At 63.6% G+C, this 20,796-nt stretch carries 19 protein-coding genes and 1 pseudogene; 13 read left to right on the top strand and 7 right to left on the bottom strand.

The features are described 5' to 3' along the window. Positions 1 to 109: 109 nt before the first annotated feature. The gene (locus tag FXV83_RS35165; protein ID WP_148744134.1) at positions 110 to 1,261 is read right to left on the bottom strand and encodes a zinc-binding dehydrogenase; all 1,152 of its coding nucleotides are present in this window, start codon (positions 1,259 to 1,261) and stop codon (positions 110 to 112) included. Positions 1,262 to 1,527: 266 nt separating this feature from the next. Here FXV83_RS35165 and FXV83_RS35160 point away from each other — a divergent pair, with 266 nt between their 5' ends. The 4 genes from FXV83_RS35160 (at position 1,528) to FXV83_RS35145 (ending at position 4,994) form a co-directional block, all read left to right on the top strand. Beyond that, positions 1,528 to 2,049 (top strand): P-loop nucleotide/nucleoside kinase family protein, encoded by a 522-nt coding sequence (locus tag FXV83_RS35160; RefSeq protein WP_148744133.1) that lies wholly within the window; start codon positions 1,528 to 1,530, stop codon positions 2,047 to 2,049. A gap of 208 nt (positions 2,050 to 2,257) precedes the next feature. Next, the gene (locus FXV83_RS35155; protein WP_235940409.1) at positions 2,258 to 3,355 is read left to right on the top strand and encodes an MFS transporter; all 1,098 of its coding nucleotides are present in this window, start codon (positions 2,258 to 2,260) and stop codon (positions 3,353 to 3,355) included. A 69-nt stretch (positions 3,356 to 3,424) separates the two neighbouring features. Next, positions 3,425 to 4,036 (top strand): PilZ domain-containing protein, encoded by a 612-nt coding sequence (locus FXV83_RS35150; RefSeq protein ID WP_148744132.1) that lies wholly within the window; start codon positions 3,425 to 3,427, stop codon positions 4,034 to 4,036. Between the two features lie 331 nt (positions 4,037 to 4,367). Then, positions 4,368 to 4,994 carry a transglutaminase-like cysteine peptidase gene (locus FXV83_RS35145; RefSeq protein ID WP_187436385.1) on the top strand — a complete coding sequence of 209 codons (627 nt, stop codon included), beginning with the start codon at positions 4,368 to 4,370 and terminating at the stop codon, positions 4,992 to 4,994. 122 nt (positions 4,995 to 5,116) lie between these two features. Here FXV83_RS35145 and FXV83_RS35140 read toward each other — a convergent pair whose 3' ends face one another. Then, positions 5,117 to 6,889 carry a CYTH and CHAD domain-containing protein gene (locus tag FXV83_RS35140; protein ID WP_148744130.1) on the bottom strand — a complete coding sequence of 591 codons (1,773 nt, stop codon included), beginning with the start codon at positions 6,887 to 6,889 and terminating at the stop codon, positions 5,117 to 5,119. Between the two features lie 788 nt (positions 6,890 to 7,677). On the opposite strand from FXV83_RS35140, the gene FXV83_RS35130 reads away from it, so the two are divergent. Then, a complete protein-coding gene (locus tag FXV83_RS35130; protein ID WP_148744128.1) occupies positions 7,678 to 8,655 on the top strand; it encodes a Bug family tripartite tricarboxylate transporter substrate binding protein in 978 nt (325 codons plus the stop codon). Positions 8,656 to 8,755: 100 nt separating this feature from the next. Here the strand turns inward: FXV83_RS35130 and FXV83_RS35125 are convergent, their stop codons facing one another. Both FXV83_RS35125 and FXV83_RS35115 read right to left on the bottom strand, forming a co-directional pair. Then, complete coding sequence (locus FXV83_RS35125; protein ID WP_187436384.1) at positions 8,756 to 10,303, bottom strand: FAD-dependent oxidoreductase; 1,548 nt, start codon at positions 10,301 to 10,303, stop codon at positions 8,756 to 8,758. Positions 10,304 to 10,715: 412 nt separating this feature from the next. Beyond that, a complete protein-coding gene (locus tag FXV83_RS35115) occupies positions 10,716 to 11,423 on the bottom strand; it encodes a GntR family transcriptional regulator (protein WP_148744126.1) in 708 nt (235 codons plus the stop codon). Positions 11,424 to 11,675: 252 nt separating this feature from the next. On the opposite strand from FXV83_RS35115, the gene FXV83_RS35110 reads away from it, so the two are divergent. The 7 genes from FXV83_RS35110 (at position 11,676) to FXV83_RS35080 (ending at position 17,653) form a co-directional block, all read left to right on the top strand. Then, complete coding sequence (locus FXV83_RS35110; RefSeq protein WP_148744125.1) at positions 11,676 to 12,662, top strand: ABC transporter ATP-binding protein; 987 nt, start codon at positions 11,676 to 11,678, stop codon at positions 12,660 to 12,662. A 42-nt stretch (positions 12,663 to 12,704) separates the two neighbouring features. Beyond that, positions 12,705 to 13,994: an ABC transporter substrate-binding protein gene (locus FXV83_RS35105; RefSeq protein WP_187436383.1), complete on the top strand. Its 1,290-nt coding sequence runs from the start codon at positions 12,705 to 12,707 to the stop codon at positions 13,992 to 13,994. Further along, entirely contained in the window at positions 13,994 to 14,953 is a 960-nt protein-coding gene (locus FXV83_RS35100) for an ABC transporter permease (RefSeq protein ID WP_148744136.1), read from the top strand. The genes FXV83_RS35105 and FXV83_RS35100 overlap by 1 nt, the downstream gene beginning before the upstream one ends. A 3-nt stretch (positions 14,954 to 14,956) precedes the next feature. Then, the gene (locus FXV83_RS35095; protein ID WP_148744123.1) at positions 14,957 to 15,835 is read left to right on the top strand and encodes an ABC transporter permease; all 879 of its coding nucleotides are present in this window, start codon (positions 14,957 to 14,959) and stop codon (positions 15,833 to 15,835) included. Positions 15,836 to 15,839: 4 nt separating this feature from the next. After that, entirely contained in the window at positions 15,840 to 16,571 is a 732-nt protein-coding gene (locus FXV83_RS35090) for an aspartate/glutamate racemase family protein (RefSeq protein ID WP_148744135.1), read from the top strand. Between the two features lie 110 nt (positions 16,572 to 16,681). Then, positions 16,682 to 16,873, top strand: a complete 192-nt coding sequence (locus tag FXV83_RS35085) for a hypothetical protein (protein WP_148744122.1) — start codon at positions 16,682 to 16,684, stop codon at positions 16,871 to 16,873. A gap of 291 nt (positions 16,874 to 17,164) precedes the next feature. Continuing rightward, positions 17,165 to 17,653: a hypothetical protein gene (locus tag FXV83_RS35080; protein WP_148744121.1), complete on the top strand. Its 489-nt coding sequence runs from the start codon at positions 17,165 to 17,167 to the stop codon at positions 17,651 to 17,653. 194 nt (positions 17,654 to 17,847) lie between these two features. Here the strand turns inward: FXV83_RS35080 and FXV83_RS35075 are convergent, their stop codons facing one another. Continuing rightward, positions 17,848 to 18,231: a hypothetical protein gene (locus FXV83_RS35075; RefSeq protein ID WP_148744120.1), complete on the bottom strand. Its 384-nt coding sequence runs from the start codon at positions 18,229 to 18,231 to the stop codon at positions 17,848 to 17,850. 119 nt (positions 18,232 to 18,350) lie between these two features. Between FXV83_RS35075 and FXV83_RS45235 the strand changes: the two genes are divergently transcribed. Continuing rightward, complete coding sequence (locus FXV83_RS45235) at positions 18,351 to 19,001, top strand: hypothetical protein (RefSeq protein ID WP_187436386.1); 651 nt, start codon at positions 18,351 to 18,353, stop codon at positions 18,999 to 19,001. 25 nt (positions 19,002 to 19,026) lie between these two features. On the opposite strand, the pseudogene FXV83_RS45230 reads toward FXV83_RS45235, so the two are convergent. Together FXV83_RS45230 and FXV83_RS44455 are read right to left on the bottom strand one after the other, a co-directional pair. Continuing rightward, positions 19,027 to 20,028: pseudogene (locus FXV83_RS45230) on the bottom strand (PAS-domain containing protein). A gap of 66 nt (positions 20,029 to 20,094) precedes the next feature. Continuing rightward, positions 20,095 to 20,718 carry a hypothetical protein gene (locus FXV83_RS44455; RefSeq protein ID WP_235940407.1) on the bottom strand — a complete coding sequence of 208 codons (624 nt, stop codon included), beginning with the start codon at positions 20,716 to 20,718 and terminating at the stop codon, positions 20,095 to 20,097. Between the last annotated feature and the right edge of the window lie 78 nt (positions 20,719 to 20,796).

Raw genomic sequence — 20,796 nt, 5'->3', positions numbered from 1 at the left:
CTGCCACCCATAGGATCTACAAGCCCACGAGACTTATCGCAACAAACCGCCACTGCCGCTTGGTGTCGACTAGAAATGCTGCGAGATCGTGGGTGATGGACGACATCACCTATTCCACCAATTCCGGCCACGGCACGATCGTCGACTTCACCGTCTTCATTGCCATCGCATCACTCACCGCCTGCGCGACGCCCGCTTCCGTGAACGGATAGATCGTCTGCATCTTCGTCCAAGGGAAGTTGTCGCGGGTGCGGTAGAGCATGTCGACTCCGAGCGGCAGATCGTTGCCGGTAAAGCCCCAGGAGCCGAGCACGTTGAGGTCCTTGGTGCAGATGCGATGCCAGGAGGTCTCGATCGAGCCGGCATCGGTAAACTGGCCCATCTCGACATAGGTGCCGCCGTCGCGCAGCATCTCGATGCCTTCGGGGCCGGCGGTCGGATGGCCCGAGCAATCCATCACCAGATCGGCGCCGAAGCCGCCTATGATCTCGCGCACGCGCGCGATGCGCGCCTCGGGCGATTTCAGCTCGTCAATGTTCACCGTCGCCTCCGCGCCGAACTCGCGCGCAAGTTTCAATCGCGGCTCCTCCGGCGCACCGACGCAGATCACCCGCCCTGCCCCCATCTCCTGCGCAGCGGCGACCGCGAGAATGCCGATCGGACCGGAGCCCTGGATCACCACCGTGTCGCCCCAGGAAAAACTGCCGGCACGGCTGGCGCGGTTGAAGGCGCGGATGCAGGAGGTCAGCGGCTCCGACAGCGCGCCCAGCCGCAGCGACATGTCATCGGGCAGTTTGTAGATCTTGGTGCCCGGCAGCATGTCGAGATCGACATAGACATATTCGGCCCAGCCGCCCCACATGTGGGGTGGTTTATCGAAGCCGGTATAGCGGCCGTAATAGACCGGCGTCAGGCATTTGTTGGCGGTTTGCGGATAGTGGATGCAGTAATAGCAGCGGCCGCAAGGCATCAGCGGTGGGATCATCACCTTCGATCCGACCTTCAGCGGCTTGCTCATGAAGTCTTCGGTGAACTCGTCGCCGCATTCGACGATGATTCCGCCGAGCTCATGGCCGAGCGTGAATGGCCAGGGCAAGGGCTTTGGCCAATGGCCCTTGAGAATGTGCAGGTCGGTGCCGCAGACCCCGCAGGCGCCGATCTTGATCAGCGCTCCCTTCCGGCCGACCTTCGGCCACGGCACGCTGCGGATGACGGGCTCGCTGCCCGGCCCCGCGTGGGTGCAGACGCGGATGTGCTCCATGGTGTGTCCTCAGTGCCTGCTTGTTATGATTGATTGGTGCGGGCTGAAGGGAAGCGTATGTGAGATGCGTGGTGCTGCCAAGCCACGGTCTTGTAGCCCGCATGAAGCAACGCGGAATGCGGGACAGGCAGTCCCGGATTACGCTTACGCTCCATCCGGGCTACGGGACTTCTCCGGGCCGGGGCATCTGCGTCCGGATCCACGTCCGCATGGCCGAGATCGAAAACGAGCGTTGCAAACCTCGGAATGATAACCGATCGTGAGACATGACAAGCCTTCGGCCACCGGCATTGATCGTATTTGGCGGCCTTCCCGGCACCGGCAAAACGACGGTCTGCCGCGAATTAGCGATGCGGCTTGCGGCGACGTATCTTCGGATCGACACCATTGAACAGAGCTTGCGGAATGCAGGCCTCGCCGTCGGCATACAAGGGTATGCCATAGCCAACGTCCTTGCCGCCGAAAATCTCAAGCTCCGCCACACCGTTGTTGTCGACTGCGTCAATCCAGTGCAGGCAAGCCGCATTGGCTGGCGACAGACCGCCTTGCAAAGCTCGGCACATATCGTCGAGATTGAATTGGTCTGCAGGGACTTGACTATCCACCGGCGGCGAGCGGAAGGCCGCTCCCCCGACATCAGCGGTCATGAACTGCCAGGCTGGAACGAAATAGTGAATCGCCACTATGAACAGTGGGATCGAGAGCATCTTGTACTCGATACTGCAAGCAGCACGCTCGATCATCTTGTCGAACAGGTGGAGGCCTATGTTCACGGCAAGATCGGCTAGGTCGCTCCGGAAATCGCTTCGCTCATCTGCATCGGCGCGCGGCGAAGAAGGCGTAACGGCGCAGGCTTGCGACTGAGCCGGTTGACTCCGGCGTCTTGCCACCGCACGCTCGCCGCGGCGGCTGGGGGGATAAGGCGTTGCGCAATCGCTGGGGCATTCTTGCGATCCTGTTCGTAGTTCGCCTCACCATCGCTTCCAGTTCCAGAGCGTGGCCGCGGTCGCGCCGCTGCTGCAACAGGCCTTTGGCGTGGGCCTTGCCGATATCGGCATCCTGATCGGGCTCTATTTTACGCCGGGCATCGTGCTGGCGCTGCCGGGCGGCGCGATCGGCCGGACCCTCGGCGACAAGCCTACGACCATTGTGGCGCTACTGCTGATGACGGCCGGCAGCCTGCTCATGGCCACGACGGATTTGTGGGGCTGGCAGATGGCGGGCCGACTCGCCTCCGGCGCCGGCGGCGTGCTGCTGACGGTGCAGCTGACCAAGATGGGCACCGACTGGTTTGCCGGCAAGGAAATCGCAACCGCGATGGCGATCTTCGTCAACTCCTGGCCGGCAGGCGTCGCGATCTCGCTGCTGGTGCTGCCAGCGATCGGCACCGCCTATGGCGCGGGCGCCGTGTTCCTCGCGGCCGGCGCATTGACCGCGATCGGCATGGTGCTGATCACGTTCTACCAGCCGCCGCCGACAACGACGACCGGCGCGGCCGGTTCGGCGCGTCTTGATCCCCTGGCCCTGCTGGCGGTGATCGTCGCGGGCGCGATCTGGGGCCTCTATAACGTCGGCTTCGCCATGATCTTCTCGTTCGGCCCCACGCTGCTGGCCGAGCGCGGCTGGAGCATTGCCGCGGCCGGCTCGGCGATCAGCCTCGTGATGTGGCTGTCGGTGGTGTCGGTGCCGGCTGGCGGGTTTCTGGCAGACCGCACCCGGCGGCGGCCGCTTACGCTGGCGATTGCGACGAGCCTTATGGTCGCCGTGCTGCTGGCCTGGCTGCCGCGAACGGACGCGGTGATCGCGATTCTCGTCCTGATCGGCCTGATCGGCGGCCTTCCGGCCGGTCCGATCATGAGCCTTGCGGCCCGCGTGCTGGCGCCGGAGACAAGGGCGATCGGCATGGGCGTGTTCTATACGCTGTTCTATGCCGCGATGATGGTCGGTCCGGCCGTGGCGGGGCGGCTCGCCAAATCCGCCGGGAGTGCCGCGGTCGCGCTCGACCTCGGCGCGCTGACCGTGCTCGCCTGCCCGCCGTTGATGTCGCTTTTCGAGCGCATTGTGTCTGTACGTAACCAGCGCGCGAAATCATAACGCAGCGTTAACCCTATGCACCTTAGGGTCGTCCCGGACTCCGCCCGGGCGGGGGGTCGGGTAGTGAAAATGGCGTTGGCGAACAAAAAATTTCTTCCGGCCGCCGAGGAACGTCGGCGTTTCCAGCGGGTGAAAGTTCACCTGCTCGGCCGCTACATGTTGCCGGACCGCCGCGAATTCCCCTGCCAGGTGATCAACATGTCGCCGGGCGGGCTGGCGCTGCTGGCGCCGGGCATCGGCAATGTCGGCGACCGCGTGGTGGCCTATCTCGACCATATCGGCCGGGTCGAGGGCAAGATCACCCGGATCATCGACAACGGTTTCGCCATGACGGTCGGGGCGACGCCCCGCAAGCGCGACAAGCTCGCCGCACAGCTGACCTGGCTTGCCAACCGCGACATCCTCAACCTGCCGGAGGACCGCCGCCACGACCGTATCGTGCCGCGCAACCCGATCGCGGTGCTGACGCTCGAAGACGGCACCAAGATGACCTGCCGCATCATCGACCTTTCGCTGTCCGGCGCGGCGATTGCCGCGGAGAACCGCCCCCCGCTGAAGTCGACGGTTTTTCTCGGCCGGGTCCAGGGCCGCGTCGTCCGAAACCTCGAAGACGGCTTCGCGCTCGAGTTCACGCACTCGCAGCCGATCGAGACTCTCGAAGAGAGCGTTACCGCGCGGTAAAGCGCCAGCGCCCGAAACGCGCTGTTTTTTCAGCCCTAAGGCGGCCTCCGCGATGCGGACGCCGCCTTTTTCATGCTTCGCGAGACGCCTTAAGCGGGTTAACGCGTGGCCCCCCGACGCATGGAAACACCGGTTCCGCAGATGTTTCCGTCGTTAATCCCTACAATTTGAATCGATTGCAGTCATATCGAATTTTACTCAAATTATATTCAAGTATAGATCGAATTCGCGGCTCGTTTTACTTGCATTCGTCTCGACTTGACTTGGCTGACTTAGCGGCAACTCAAAAGCTCCGTGCGAAATGTGGTCCCAACAAGAAACGGGGGCCACGATGTTCGATTTCAGGGGACGAGGAAAAGGGCTGGCGCTTGCCGCCATGCTCTTCGGGATCGGCGCGACAGCGCAGGCCGGCGAGAGCCGACTGCTCTACGCGAGCCTTGGCGACACCACGCGCGCGCCGATCGGCTGGGTCGAGTTTTGTTCGGACAATGCCGCTCAGTGTCAGGGCGGGTCGACGCAGCCGCGCGACATCGTGATGTCGCAGGCTGCATGGCGCGACCTCGTCAAGGTCAATCGCTGGGTCAACGAGACCGTGAAGCCTTTGACCGACCAGGAGCACTGGGGCGTGATCGAGAAGTGGTCGCTGCCGTCAGATGGCTACGGCGACTGTGAAGACTACGTGCTGTTGAAGCGCAAGATGCTGATCGATGCCGGATGGCCGCGCGAGGCCCTGCTCATCACCGTCGTGCGCGACAAGAAGGGCGAAGGGCATGCGGTGCTGACGGTGAAGACCGACAAGGGCGAATTCGTTCTCGACAATCAGAACGAGAGCGTCGTTGCCTGGACGGAGACCGGCTACCGCTTCGTCAAGCGCCAGTCACAGAGCGATCCCAACGTCTGGGTCTCGCTCGGCGATACCAAGCCGGCGGTCTCCACCGCCAGCGCGAGAGATCAGTAGTTAACAAGGAAGAGATACGCGACCCGGTCACATCCCCACCCCTCCCCGTCCCAGACCGGTTCGCGCGCGGCCAGCCATCCCCCAATGGCTGGCCGCAACTTTTTCTAAGGACGTGAGCGCGATCACTCCTGCTGCGCTTGCCGCGACCACGGCACGCGCACGGCCGCAAAATCTCGCCACGCGCTTCGCAAGGACGGCTGGACCTCGACCGATGCGCGGGCCTGCCAACCGACGATCGCCGCCGCGGCGGTGGCACTGTCCGGCGCTTCGGCAGCCAAGCCATCCAGCAGTGAAGCCGTGATCGCCATGTCGTTGAAGGCGCCAAGCTCCTCCTGCAAACCGGCGAGCTTGCGCGAGAATCTTCTCGCGGACTTGCGATCCGGGAACAGCGGCAGCAGGAACTCGCCGAGATAGCGCAGCCGCTTGGTCGCGAGCCGCACCCGGTGCAACTCTTCTACAGTGAGCGACCTGAAGCGGCGGCCGCGTTTGAGCACCTTCGCATATTGCTCCGAGAGAATGCGCTCCGCGAAGTTGACGGCGGGCTCGGCGAGCAGGCCGAGATCTTCGGCGGCGACGTCGTTGCGCCAGCCTCGCGTTTCGATCCAGCCGCCGAGGCCGATCAGGAAACGCGCACAGCGGCGATCGTCGAGCGCATGATGCGCCTTGCGGTAGGCGTCCGACTGGCGCTCGGCCGCAGCGCGCTCCAATGCGTCGAAGCCAGGAACCGTGGGACAGGCCTTTGCAATTGCCGGCAAGGTCGCGAGCTGGAACACGTCCCAATCGCGCGCAGCGGACAGATCCTGCGCCAGCCATCTTGCTTCCGACCGCAGCGCGTCGAGATTGCTGAGCGCGCCCGCCGATCGCATCAGATCGAGAACCGATCGAAGCCGGCGCAGCGCGACGCGAAGCTGATGCACGCCTTCCGGATTGCGGCCGTCTTCGGCGGCCGGCAGGGACTGCATGAGATGAAGGAAGCAGGACCGCAGGATCGTCGCGAAGGCCTCGTCGAGCGCGACCGATGGGTCGAGGCGAAGCTTTCGCGGCCGGCTTACCGATGGCGGCGTGCCGGCGGCAAGGTCGAAGCCGCGCGCCGACTTGCTGCGGATCGAGGGCTTCACCGACCCATGCTCCGCAAGCCGCAGCGCGATCTCGTAGATCGCGCCGGCGCTGCCGCCCTTGAGCTCCAGCTCGATCTCGCTCACAGGCAACGATCGGTCGCCCGCCGTGAGGAGGCCCTGGTCGAAGGCGATCTCGACCGTCCCGGACGGCAGGTCGACGATACGCGCATGGCGATGAATGTCGGCCGTGAAGACAGCTTCGAGCGGCCGCGCTTCGAGATTGGCGCGAAGCTTCTCCGGAATGAAGGGCATCGCCAGGGCCAGATCCGGCGCAAACGACGGGACGCTCGCCTCCCACTCGCCGCGGCGGAGCGGATCGTCCGCAGCGTCGGTCTTGGCGGTCTGCACGAAGCGCGCGCCGCTCTGGCGAACGCGCAAGCTCAAGCCGTTGCGCCGAAGCGTCCGCTCCGGCGTATCGTAATAGACGGACTTCAGATGCCTGCGCGTGCCCTTGTTGCGCGCATTGGCCGCGATGACCGGCGCGACATCGAAATGCGGCATGCGACCGGCTTCGACGAGCAGCTTGAGTTCGATCTCGCCCGCGGGACACGCGGCGAGGCTTGGCAGAGACGGCTGCGGCGCAGAAGTCGCGATTTGCGACGCCGTTTCATCAGCCACAGCATCCGCAATGAGCGTCGATCCCACACCGGTCTCGCGGGGTTCGCGTTGCCTGAGGAAGCCGGCGGCATGTTGCGTCCTCTTGCTGTCCTTCGGAACAGGAGTTCCGCCCCGCGCGCTCGGGGTCTTGTGGGACGGCGTTGCGTCTGACTTTAACATTTACGGTGACATGACAGTTTGATGACAAGGGACACCATATAGCCGGAGCATTTCGCGATGAATAGTAACGTTGGGTCACAGCGAGCGATCATTCACACAAAGCATTGGAGACGGGAACCGGCAAAGCTCGTCACAATCCGGCATGCACATGCGAATTAAATTGCTACCGGGCGCAGCAAGTGGTCGAATTTCACGGCGAATCTCGTCGTCCATCGGCGAGATGAAGGCGTCAGCGAGCTTGACCATGCTAGCCGAAAAATTCTTTCTGGTGCTGGAAACGCTGAGAAGCCACGCGTCCGACGATCGACCCAAGATTGTGACAAGCCAGGCGAGGCATGTTGCGATCTCTCAGATCGCGGCCAGCTTGCGGCGCAGAAAGCCTGCTGCGGACGATTCGAACTAGAAACGGATTTAATTGCAGGGCACCATGCGTTAGCAGCGAGTTCGAGCACACCCACGTCAGCGCACGAGAATATTCTAGTAGATCCTGCTGCTCTTCATGATCATAGGCGGCAGGGTTGTCAGCGGCCTGGACAGTGGCACACTCAGGCTAGGTGAAGGTGGAGGCGTCCAGCGGGGCTGCCCCGCTGTCCAGGGGCCTCGAGGCCTGCGGGCGATCAACCAGGACCGGCTGTTCGCCAGCATGAACGTGATGATGCTTCGCGAAGCCGTCAGCCCGGAGGACGGCGTACGCCTCTCTATTTCTTGACGCCCTCTCCGGCCCGTGTGACATCTCGTTCCGGTGGCTGCCGGCTGCCCAATGACGCAAGGAAAAGGGGGACGCCGAGGTGTGGACATCCGCAAGAATTCTGGCTGCCGCAATTGCATGCCTGACGCTGGCCGCCGCTGAAACGGCTTCGGCCGAAGCCTGGCCGACCCGGGCAATCAGGATCGTCGTCTCCACACCGCCAGGCGGCATCACCGATGCGTTCGCCCGTGCCTATGGCGATTACATCTCTCAGAAACTCGGCCAGCCCGTCATCGTCGAGAACAAGACCGGGGCCAGCGGCGCGCTGGCGGCGCAATTGGTGAAGGACTCTTCGCCGGACGGCTACACGCTGATGTACACGATCTCGTCCACCCTGCTCGGTAACCGGCTGCTGCTCAAATCGCTGGCCTATGATCCGGACAAGGATTTCACAATCGTCGCGATGACCCCTTCGGGACATCTGCCGTTGGTGGTCCATTCCGCCGCCAATGCAAAGACGCTGGAAGAGTTCGTCGCCTATGCGCGTCGCAACAAGGTCACGGCCGGTTCCTACGGTATCGGCTCGTTCGCGCACATTGCGATCGCCGAGCTCAACCGGCAATTCGGTCTCGACATTTCCATCGTGCATTACCGCGGCGAAGCGCCGATGTGGCAGGATTTTGCCGCCGGGGTGATCCAGGCGGCGGTCGGCAGCTATCAGGCCGCGCTTCCGGTGCTCGATACCGGCGTCGGCCGTCCGATCGCCGTGCCGACACCGGTGCGCATGAAGAAGCTGCCCGAAACCAGGACGTTTGTAGAGCAAGGGGTCACCGGCAATGTCTTCCAGCTCACCAGCTTTACCGCGCTGGTGGCGCCCGCTGCGACACCGGCAGACCGGATCGACCTGCTGGCCAAGCTGATGGTCGAAGGCGGCAAGACGGAGCGCGTGCAGAAGCTGCTCGAAGCCTTCGGTGTCGACTCGCCGGCAATGGATCGCGCATCCTCGGTGGCGCTCTACGCAAAGGAAGGGCCGGTCTGGCTCGAGTCGATCAAGACTCTCGGGCTGGAGCCGCAATAGGATCGGGGCGCCGCCCGCCGCGGGCGGCCTGCTTCTCGCGCTTGCGGACCTGGTAACGATTCCGGCATTGAAACCATACGGCCGCGCGCTGTCGCGGCGGTCACGCTGCGGCTTCAAGCTTGGCCGGTTTCTCGACATCTGTCAGCGGTGACACCGCAGGGCCATTCAGTGCGGTGCCATCGGGCGCAAACTGCGAGCCGTGACACGGGCAATCCCAGCATTGCTCCAGCGAATTCCAGTGCACAACGCAACCGAGATGAGTGCAACTTGCCGAATGCAAATGCAGATTTCCGCCCCGGTCCCGGCAAGCGGCGATCTTTTTCAGTCCGCTGCGGACAAGCCGCCCCTCTCCAGGCCGCAGCCCTTCGACGCTCGCAATCTCGCTCGCTGTCAGATATTCGGCAAGATTCTTCAGCGGAGTGATGTTCTCGCTGATGAACTCGCCGATGTTCTTCTGAATCCTCCGTGACGGGGCGTAGACCTCCTCCCAAGCGCTCGCGCCCGTCGTGATCAGATCCGTAATCAACATGCCGGCCACAAGCCCGTTGGTGATGCCCTGCCCGGAATCGCCGCTGACGATGAAGAGATGCTCCTCGCCGGGGCTGCGGCCAATGAAGCCGGCAAAATCGATGGGCTCCAGCACCTGACCTGACCATCGATGAGTGACCTCGCGCAAGTCCGGCAAACGATCGCGTGCCCAGCGTTCGAGCGCGGCAAGGCGCTGCGCGCCATCGTCCGCCTCGCCAGACCTATGATCTTCTCCGCCGATGATCACGAGATCCTCGCCGGCAGAGAACGGCTGCAGCCGGACATAGTGATAGGGATCGAGTGTGTCCCAATAGAGCGCATCCTCCAGCGCGCCGGCCGGGATCTTGGCGGCGAGCGCGTAGGTGCGGTAAGGTGCCTGTTTGGTATGGATCGCCACTTGCACGTTGACAGGCGAGTTCGTCGCGACCACCACGTCGGCTGCACGGACCTCGTGGCCTGAGGTGGTCGTCACGACCATGTCGTCATGCTGCTGGCGGATGCCTTCGACACAAGTGTCGGCGTAGAGCCGCGCTCCCAGACCCTGAATCGCGCGGGCGAGACCGGCGAGATATTTGGTCGGATGCAGACGCGCCTGGCGCGCAAAGCGCAACGAACGCACCAGACCTTCGACATGGAACGGGGTCGGCTCGATGCAGTCTTCGACGGGAATCCCGAGCTTGCGGCAGCAATTCAGTTCCTCGTCTAGCTCGGATGCAGGTGTCTCGGGCGCAAGTACCCAGTAACCGTCCAACCGCCGAAAATTGCAATCGATGCGCTCGGCGTGCTGAATGGCCTCGGCGCGATCGATCGCGGCTGCAACGCTCTGATAGTAGTGACGCGCACAATCAGCGCCGCGCACCCTGGCCAGTTCGTCGTAGCCGTCGTCGAGCGCCGTCGCCAGATGCGCGGTGGTGCGCGCCGTCATCCCGCTGCCAATGCGGCCGCGGTCCAGCACCACGACCGAACGCCCATGACTGGCAAGCTCATAGGCGACCGACAGCCCGGCAATTCCGGAGCCAATGACCGCGACGTCTGTGGCCACCGTGCACGGCAGCGCCGGAGCATCGGCGACCAAAACATCCATCCAGGGCGATCGGGTGTGCTCGTCCCGCACGTTCATGACATTGTTCCTTGAGAGAACAAACGATGCCGGCAGGATAGGGTTCCTATTCGCCGCGCCTGTTGAGGAGGTGTCATTGAAGGCCGCAGCGACCTTTAGGAACCTTCAGCTTGCTTGCGCTTGAACGGATATGAAAAACCCATCGCCCGGGATGCGCAGAGCACTGCGCCAGGCTCAGCTGTACGGTCACCTGTTGGTGCGAAATGACAGGCTGTATTACCCTGGGGGAAATCACCCGATCTGCTCCGTGCAGGTTGCGCGGGAGATGGTCAGGTCCGGATGGCTGAGATCGCAAGGCGGCGAATACGAGATTACACCTGAGGGACAGTTCGCTGCCGAAACAGAACTTAGCCGTTGACGCAGGTCTCAGGCCCCGTCACGGGGTTTCCTGGCGACTCGCGAGCTGCGCGTGTCAGGCCCCAAGCACATCCGCAAGCCGCATCTCGTCGGCGGCGGGATCTTTCAGGAACAGCTCGGCCTCGATCTCCGTCAGATGCGACAGCATCTGCTCGCGTGCGGCCGCCTTGTCGCGCTTGCGGATCGCGGCGACGATCCCGGCATGATGATCGGTGCCGCAAGCCGGGGTGTCGTGGCGGCGGTAGAGCAGGATGATGAGCGAGGAGCGCGCGATCAACTCTTTCAGGAAGCCGAGATAGATGCTGTGGCCGGACATCTCGGCGACGAGGCGGTGAAACTCGCCGGAGAGCCGGACCGAGGCGCGGGCGTCGCCGCGCAATTCCGCCTCGCGCTCTTCAGCGAGATGGCGGCGGAGGCGGTCGAGCCAGGCCGGCGAGACCGCGTCACAGGCGTGATCGACGATCGTGGGCTCGATCAGCCGCCGCGCCTCGAACACTTCGCGCGCGTCGGCAGGTGTGGGGCGTGCCACGAAGGCACCGCGGTTTTTCTCGATGCTGACGATCCCCTCGTGCACGAGCTGCTGCAGCGCGGTGCGCACCAGCGTGCGGCTCGCGCCATAAATCTCGCCGATCTCGTCCTCGCCGAGCTTCGTGCCGGGCAGAAGGCGATGCTCAAGGATCGCGGCGGTCACGCCCTCCCGGATCCGGCTGACGCGATCGCTCGCGTCCGGCGTGTCGGGCTTCGGTCGAGTCTTGGCGGCCATGGACGAGAGGCTCAGTCGGCAAAGGTCACCGCAAATGGTAATCGACCAGCTGTATCCAATCACAGGCGAAACTTTATACAATCTTCGCCTGTTTTGTGTGCACGCAAGTGCGAAAGCGACGAGCCGCCCAGTTGCGCCGGATTCGATCTAACGATCTGACTCCGCTGCAATGTTTGAGAATTTGGCCGGCCTCGGGCAATTGGCATGGACCTTGCGGAGAGAGGCGCGCATCGCCCTCGCCTCGGACACGCCATGGCCACTCCCGCAGCCCTCGAACTGGTCGCCGTCACCAAGCGCTACGACACGACGCTGGCGGTCGACAACGTCAACCTGAAAATCCCGGCCGGTATGTATTGCTGCCTGCTCGGTCCCTCCGGCTGCGGCAAGACCTCGACCTTGCGCATGATCGCCGGCCACGAGGCGGTCAGCGAGGGCGATATCATCCTTGGCCCTCAGAACGTCACCGATCTGCCTCCGGCTGAACGCGGCACGGCGATGATGTTCCAGTCCTATGCGCTGTTCCCGCATCTCACCGTGATCGACAACGTCGCCTTCGCACTGAAGATGCGCGGCATCGATCGCAAGACGCGACACCGGAAGGCCGGCGAGCTGCTCGAGCTGGTGGCGATGACCCCCTACGCCGCGCGGCTGCCGGCGCAGCTTTCGGGCGGCCAGCAGCAGCGTGTCGCGCTCGCCCGCGCACTGATCACCGAGCCGCAGATCCTCCTGCTCGACGAGCCGCTGTCCGCGCTCGATCCGTTCCTGCGCGTCAGGATGCGCGGCGAGCTGAAGCGGCTCCAGCGCGAGCTCGGCATCAGCTTCATCCAGGTCACCCACGGCCAGGAAGAGGCGATGGCGCTCGCCGACCACATCGTGGTGATGAACCACGGCAAGATCGAGCAGCAGGGCTCGGCACGCGACATCTTCCACCATCCCCGTACCGAATTCGTGGCGCGCTTCATCGGCGGGCACAACGTGCTCAGCGACGCCGGCAATCTCATCGCCGTGCGCGCCGATCAGCTCGGCATCTCGCCGTTTGTCGACGGCGCGTACGGCGCGCCGGCGCTACTGACCCAGACCGAGTACCAGGGCTCCTATATTGCCGTCTCGCTCACGCTCGACGACGGCACCGCCCTGTTCTCCCACCTTCCCGAGGCCGCCTTCGACGTCCACCCGTTCCGTCCGGGCGATCGTGTACTGGCCACCTGGGATCCTGCCAAGGCGCAGCGCCTGCAATAGCGCCCGCCGTTTCTGAGAATGTGCAACAGAGGAGTGACCGATATGACCAAGACCACTGGGAAGACCGGCGTCAGCCGCCGTACGCTACTCAAAAGCACCGCGGGTCTCGCCGGCCTTGCCGCCGGCTCCGGCGCCATCACCGGCTTTCCCTACGTGATGTCGGCCGAGCCGAAGGTGCTCCGCTATCTCGGCACCGCCGTGAACGAGGGCGACGACATCTCGAAACAGTGCCTGAAGGACACCGGCATCAAGATCGAATACATCACCGCGACCACCGACGACGTCACCAAGCGCGTGATGACCCAGCCGAACTCCTTCGACGTGCTGGACACCGAATATTTCTCGCTGAAGAAGCTGGTGCCATCCGGCAACATCCTTGCCCTCGACGCCAAGAAGATCAAGGAATTCGGCAACATCACGCCCGTCTTCACCAAGGGCGAGACACCCGGCGGCAAGAAGATCGGCAACCAGGGCACCGCGCCCTGGAAGGTGCTCTATCTCGAGGGCAAGGACTCCAAGACCTTCTCCAAGACCGCGACCGAATTCGTTACGCTGATCCCGACCGTCTACAACGCCGACACGCTCGGCATCCGTCCCGACATCATCAAGCGCCCGATTAGCTCCTGGGCTGAACTGCTTAACCCTGAATTCAAGGGCAAGGCCTCGATCCTCAACATCCCTTCAATCGGCATCATGGACGCTGCGATGGTCGTGGAAGCCACCGGCAAGTACAAATATGCCGACAAGGGCAACATGACCAAGGAAGAGATCGATCTCACCATGAAGGTGATGACCGAGGCCAAGAAGGCCGGCCAGTTCCGCGCGTTCTGGAAGGACTTCAACGAGAGCGTCAACCTGATGGCCTCGGGCGAAACGGTGATCCAGTCGATGTGGTCGCCTGCGGTGACCAAGGTGCGCTCGATGGGGATTGCCTGCACCTTCCAGCCGCTCAAGGAAGGCTACCGCTCCTGGGCCTCGGGCTTCTGCGTCTCCAAGGGCGTGTCGGGCGCCAAGCTCGAATGGGCCTATGAATTCGTCAACTGGTTCCTGTCCGGCTATGCCGGCGCCTATCTCAACCGCCAAGGCTACTACTCTGCCGTGCTCTCCACCGCGAAGGCGCATATGGAGCCCTACGAATGGGCCTACTGGATGGAAGGCAAGCCGGCCGAGAAGGACATCAAGGCGCCCGACGGCTCGCTGCTCGAGAAGGCCGGTGCGGTGCGCGACGGCGGCTCCTACGAGGACCGCATGGGCGGCGTCGCCTGCTGGAACGCCGTGATGGACGAGAACGACTACATGGTCCGCAAGTGGAACGAGTTCATCGCCGCGTGATGGATACGTCGGAGGACATCCTGCAACAGGCATCCCCGGACCTCGTCCGGGGATCGGGCATGGCGCGCCGGACCAAACCGGCGCGCCTGTCGCCTTCCTTCGTCTCCTGGCTCCAGGCCGGGCCGATGATGCTGGTGTTTCTCGCCTTCTTCCTGATTCCGCTGGTCTTCGTCGTCATCGTCTCCTTCTGGGACTACAACGAATATCAACTGCTGCCGGCCTTCTCCGGCCGCGGCTACACCGACACGTTCGAAGGATGCATCGCGCAGCTCCCCGATCTCTGCACGATCGGGCGAACGTACGTAATGACGCTGAAGCTGTGCTTCCTGGTCTGGGCGATCACGCTGTTCATCGGATTCTGGGTCGCCTACTTCCTCGCCTTTCACGTCAAGTCCAAGACCTGGCAGATGGGACTGTCGCTGCTCTGCACGATCCCGTTCTGGACCTCCAACGTCATCCGCATGATCGCCTGGATCCCGCTGCTGGGACGCAACGGCCTGGTGAACTCCGGACTGGTCAAGACCGGGCTGATCAACCAGCCGCTGGAATGGCTGCTGTTCTCCGAATTCTCCGTGGTGCTGGCGCTGGTGCACCTCTTCACCTTCTTCATGGTGGTGCCGATCTTCAACTCGATGGTGCGCATCGACAAAGCGCTGATCGAGGCGGCCTATGATGCAGGTGCGACCGGCTTCCAGACGCTGGTCAACGTCGTCATTCCGCTGGCCAAGCCCGGCATCGTGATCGGCTCGATTTTCGTCATCACCATCGTGATGGGCGATTTCATCACCATCGGCGTGATGGGAGGCCAGCAGATCGCCGCCGCCGGCAAGATCATCGAGACGCGGGTGAACGCGCTGCAATTCCCAGCGGCCGCAGCCAATGCCGTGATCCTGCTCGCGATCACCTTCCTGATCATCACCATGATGTCGCGCATCGTCGACATCAGGAAGGAGCTCTAGACGATGACGGAGGGCCGCCCGCGCAGCTTCTATGTGCTCGCGATCTTCTTCGCAGCCTATGTGCTGTTCCTTTACGGGCCGATGATCGCGATCTACATCCTGTCGTTCCAGGGGCCGCAGGGCGGCCTCACCTTTCCGATGAACGGGGTGTCGACCTACTGGCTGGCAAAACTGTTCCAGGGCACCGGCATCGTCGATCTCGGAGCCGCCTTCCGCCGCTCGCTGCTGCTCGGCGTCGTGGTGATGGTGGTCACCGTCGTGCTCTCGGTCGCCGCTGGCATGGCGTTCCGCAGGAAGTTCAAGGCGCAGAGCATCCTGTTCTATTCGGCGATCGCGAGCCTCATTGTCCCGTCGATCATCACCTCGCTCGGTATCTCGCTCGAATTCCGCATCATCGATGACCTGATCAAGGGCTACTTCAACGAGAACTTTGAGACCTCGATGGGCCTGCTGACCTCCGGCCTCGGCGCGCACCTGACCTGGACGCTGCCATTCGGCCTGCTCATCATGTTCGCGATCTTCAACCGCTTCGATCCGCGCCTGGAGGAAGCTGCGCGCGATCTCGGTGCGACGCCGTGGCAGGCCTTCCGTCATGTGGTGCTGCCGATCATCCTGCCCTCCGTGATCGGCATCGGGCTGTTCGGCTTCACGCTGTCCTGGGACGAACTGGCGCGCTCCAGCCAGGCGATCGGGGCGGTGAATACATTGCCGCTCGATCTCCAGGGCCTCACCACCACGGTGACGAACCCGGACATCTATGCGCTCGGCACGGTGATTTCGGCGGTGTCGTTCGCGGTGATCACCCTTGCGCTCGGCACTATCCACATGCTGAACAAGCGGCAGGCGGCGAAGGGCTCGGACGCCGGCAAGGGGCTTGTCTGAACCGATGCGGCTTCACCTCGTCAATCCCAACACCACGGCGTCGATGACGGCGAAGATCGCCGCTGCGGCGCGCGCGACCGCACTGCCCGGCACGGTGATCGACGCGCGCCAGCCGACGATGGGCCCGGTTTCGATCGAAGGCTATTACGACGAGGCCTTTGCGGTTCCCGGCATGCTCGGCTGCATCCGCGAGGCCGACCGCGACGGTGCCGACGCTCACATCATCGCCTGCTTCGACGACACCGGCCTCGAGGCGGCGCGCACCGCGGCCAAGGCGCCGGTGATCGGCATCGGCGAGGCCGCCTTCCACATGGCGAGCCTGATCGCGGCGCGCTTTGCGGTGGTGACGACGCTCAGTGTCTCGATCGTGCCGATCGAGCATAACTTACGCAAATACGGCCTCGCCGAGCGCTGCGCCCGCGTCCGTGCCGCCGAGGTGCCGGTGCTAGCGCTCGAGGAGCGCAACGTCGAGGCACTTGGCAAAATCTCTGCGGAGATCGCCGCAGCAATCCGCGACGACCGTGCAGAGGCTATCGTACTCGGCTGCGCCGGCATGGCTGATCTTGCCGCCGAACTCGCCGGCAAGCATGGCCTGCCCGTGGTCGACGGCGTCGCCGCCGCGGTGACGCTTTCGGAAGGACTGGTGCGGCTGGGCCTGAAGACCTCCCGGCTCGGACCTTACGCGGCGCCGAGGGCGAAGACCTATGCCGGGTTGTTGTCGCCGTTCCAGCCCTGAGCCGCGCCGATCACGCTGCAACGAGATTGTTTTTCGGTCCTCAATCAGCGCAACCCAAGTTTCGCCCCAACCATTGGTATGAGTAACGCCACCGGAATCACGGGGGTTCCATGAAGAAGAACGATGTGACCTGTTCCGCCTGCGGTGCAGGATTCCGCCGGCTCGAATTGGCGACACAACCGGGGACGAAGGGCGACTATCGATGTCCTGCCTGTGGCGAGGTGCTGGAGACATTCGACGGCAACGCGTTTGTCGCCTATCGGCTCACCATCCAGCCCTCGATGAAGGCCATTCGCCCCTAGTTATCGCGGCGAATTCCGGGGCTGTCACATCGCGGTCCAAGCTGCGCGACGTGTGATCGCCGTTGCGCAGCCCTGCTCGCGCACATGCCGAATTCGGAACGAGCGAGATTTTGGCGAACCATGCGCTGGATTCTCGGTTGCCGGGATGAGGCAGGCCGGCCTTTTCGGCTCTCGGCCTCTTTTTGGTCCCATTCCTTGCCGAAACGTAACGTTTTCGGGACATCCCGGCCGCCCCCTTGGGGATTGCCGGTCTTCGCCACTTTCCAAGTTTAAATTTGGGCTTTGTCAGCGATGATCGATCTCGCAGAGGATACATCCTCCAATCCGCTCACCCGTCTCGGTAGCCAGCCTATCGCGCTGACCGCCGCGGTCCTCGTGCTCCTGATCGCTGGCGTAACCTCGATCGCGATCTGGCGTGCCTACACCGGCAGCGCGCCGGAGGCCGACCGGGTGGTGGCGTCGCGACAGCTCCAGGCCCGCACCGCGCAGGCCTCCGAGCAGCTCGTCGAAAAGACCAAGGGGCTGGAGGCGACCCAGCAGGAATCGATCGACCAGTTGCAGGTCGTCCAGGACCAGCTCCAGACGATGAAGCGGCTACTCGCATTGCAGCAGGCCGACACCAAGCGCCTCTCGGAGCAGGTCGCAACTCTAAACGAGTCCATCGATGGCCTGCGGCAATCCTTTGCCAGCGCCCGTGCCACCGAGGCCGAGGCCCCCTCGGTTACCCGTAGGAAACCGGCGCGCCACCGCGTCCACGCGAGTGTGCGCAAGCAGAGCTAGTCGCGCGGCTGACCTTCTTTCGACTTAATTTTTTCGACTTGTGAACTGGATCACATTCACCCGTATGATTCCGAGCGATGCTTGGGCTTACCGGATGGCGTGAGCCGATTTCAATATCCGGGGCTGGCAAGGTCGTTGACGGTATATTGCGTCAACGGCCTTGTTTTTTGCTGGGTACGGCCGGCGCATTCGCCTCACTCGCAGACGTCGACGCGGCGGAATCGCCATCCCGAAGGCGTCATCACGCGCTTGCGCACGACGTAGCAGCCGCCATAACCATCATCGTAGCCGGTACCATAATAGTAGGGATCGCCGTAGTAGGGGGAGCTGTAATAGCCATAGCCGCCGTAGTAGCCGGCCCCGGCAAGTCCTACGCCAAGACCTGCACCAAGAAGACCTGCACCGAGCGCGACACCGGGCCAGAAGCCGCCGCCATGCCAATGGCCATGCCCGCCATGGCCCCAGCCGCCACCGCCCCAGCCACCACCATGTCCGAACCCTCGCGCCTGGGCCGCCTGCGGCGCCGACAGCCCGACCGCCGCCACGGCCAGTGCCGCCATGATCACCCTGCGTAACATCACTTGATCCTCCGCGTGGACACGCTCCACGCTCCAAAGCAAGATCAAGCTAATGCCCCCCGGGCGCTTCTGACAGCCACCCTGTCTCACTTCCGCGCGAGCGTCAGCAGCCGCGGCAGATGCTCTTCATCTTCTTCTCGAGCAGCCTGTTCTCTTCACTCACGGTCGCATCGGCGGCCGCACCCGCCCCGCCGTCGGTGGTGGTCGCGCGCGCCGCGTTCGGGCCGGACGACTGCGCGGTGCCGAGGCTGTTGGTGCCGGGTGGCGGCGCCGGAGAATTGGCAACGCCGCCGCTCAATCCGGCGGAGCCGCCAGTGCTACCGGTACTGCCGGTGCTACCAATGCTACCAGTGCTGCCGGCGCTACCAGTGCCTTGGGCAAGCGATGCGACCGGCATCGCGGCGATGCCGCAAATCACGATCAAGGCCTTGATTGAAACAATTGCATGCGATGCGGCCATCGCAAGTTCTCCTTTGGGAAAGTCTCCCTCGCCGGTCAACGGGCCCGGCCAAGACCGGTTCCGGAACAAATCCCGTCACTTCCGCTTGAAAACAAGGAAACAGCCACGATCATGCGGCGCCCCAAATCCGGAAGGCAAAATCACGATGACCGATCGCGATCCCTTTGCAGAGGGCGAACGCGCCGCGAGCGAGAACATTCCGGCCGGAGCCAATCCGTACCAGGACGGCAGCGACGAGCATGCGCTGTGGGCCGCCGGACACGAGAAGGTCGCCGGTGCGATTAAAGCACGCAAGTCCGAGAGAAGCTGACGCTTGGTCTGCCGGCGCAGCCGATCTATGCGGCGGCCACCATCGTCTCGGTTCGGTCCTCGACCATGGTCACGAACATGTGGGACTCCTCGCCGGCGCCGCCGATTTGGACCCGGCGGGCAGAGATCACGCGGCGTCCCCGCGTGGGATTGTCGACGATATCGACGATCGGTTCGAGCTGCTGCTTCTGGGCGAGAAGTTGCCGGTCGCGCCGCTCGATCAATTCGGCCGTCTCCGGGGAGAACAATTCCCGCGCGGTCTTGCCGATGATCTCGCCGCTCGACATGCCGATCATCTTCTCGGCGGCCTTGTTGACGAAGACGTAGCGCAGATTGCGCGCATCCTTGGCGATGATGCCTTCCGCCACATTCTCGATGATGGTGGCGAGGAAACGCTCCATCCGCTCGAGGATGCGCTGGCGCTGACGCTGTTCGGTGACGTCCTCCTGCACTGATACCCAGCCGCCGCCGTCCATCGGACGCTCGTAGATCTTGATGGTGCGGCCGTCATTCAAGGTGATCTAGGAGGTCGCCGGCTCGCGCCTGGCGATCCGGTCGAGAACCGCCGAGACATATTTCGCGACGTCGCCGCTGAACAGGCCGCTCTTGACCCGATGCTGGAGGATATCCTCGAGCGTCGATCCTGCCTGGATCGTCTCGGGCAGATTATAGATTCTCCGGTAGTTGGCGTTCATTGCGACCACGCCCGCCTTGCCGTCGAGCATGATCAAGCCTTGTGGCATGCTGTTGATCGCAGCCGAGAGCTGCCACTTCTTGGCCTGGTACTTGTCGTTGAACTTGTCCCGCTCGGTCCTGGCCGCGTCGCGCGCGTGCGCGGTGCCGAGCTCGAGCTCCTCGAGCTCGAAGATCCGCGCCACCGCATCGCGGAAATTCTGCACGGCGCGCGCCAGGTGCCCGATCTCGTCGTGACGGCCGCGATGCGGCACCTCGCTCTTGATATCGCCGGTGGCGATCCGGTCGGTCGCCTGCGTGATCTCGGACAGTGCGCCGACCACCGAGCCTCGCATGACGACGACGTTCAGCGCCGCGAGCAGCAGCACGGCGAGGCCGAGCGCGAACAGATAGGCTGCGGCTTAGCGGTTCTCGTGGGCGAGTTCGTCCGCCTCGCTGGCGCGCCGCCTGTAAATTCGTTCGAGCGCCTCGAGATCGCTGTTGAGCTTGTTTCGCAGCGTCCGGTTGGCGTCGTTGTCGCCCCATTCGCGCGCCGCGGCAGGACTGACCTCCAGCCCGCGCCGCACCAGCTCCTGGCGAAACCCGATGAACTGCGCGATACGCTGCCGGAAAGTGGCGAATTGATCGGCGTCGTCGCCGACGGTCCGCTCCATACTTTTCACCGCTTCGGCGAGCTCGCGGTTGCGCCGGACCAGCCCGTCCGCGAACGGCTTCACGCTGCCGCGATCGGCGGACATGTAGATGCCACGCGACTCCATCACGATGGCGTAGATCAGCGCGTTGATGCGCCCGACGTTGATGGCCGCCTCGGCGGAGGACGCGTGCATGTGACGATAGGTCGTCTGCAGGCGCACCGTCTGGATCGACATCACGAGCAGGAAGGTGGTGACGATCGCCAAGAAGCCGGCGATGCTGTAGACCTTCTCCGCCACGCTCAGCGTGTCGTGGCCGCGCGCGAAGCGAGCAAATTTCTTTAATAGTTTGGTCCCGGCATCGAGCCCGGATCCCAGCGCCGCAGCGTCCATGCCGCCGCTCCTCCCGGTTGAGAACGTTCCACAATACCGTCGGAGCGCTAGCGGAGGCTTAGCATTACAGTTGCTTTT

The sequence above is a fragment of the Bradyrhizobium hipponense genome, assembly GCF_008123965.1.
GTDB classification, from domain to species: domain Bacteria; phylum Pseudomonadota; class Alphaproteobacteria; order Rhizobiales; family Xanthobacteraceae; genus Bradyrhizobium; species Bradyrhizobium hipponense.
This window is presented reverse-complemented; position numbering and strand designations above follow the sequence as displayed.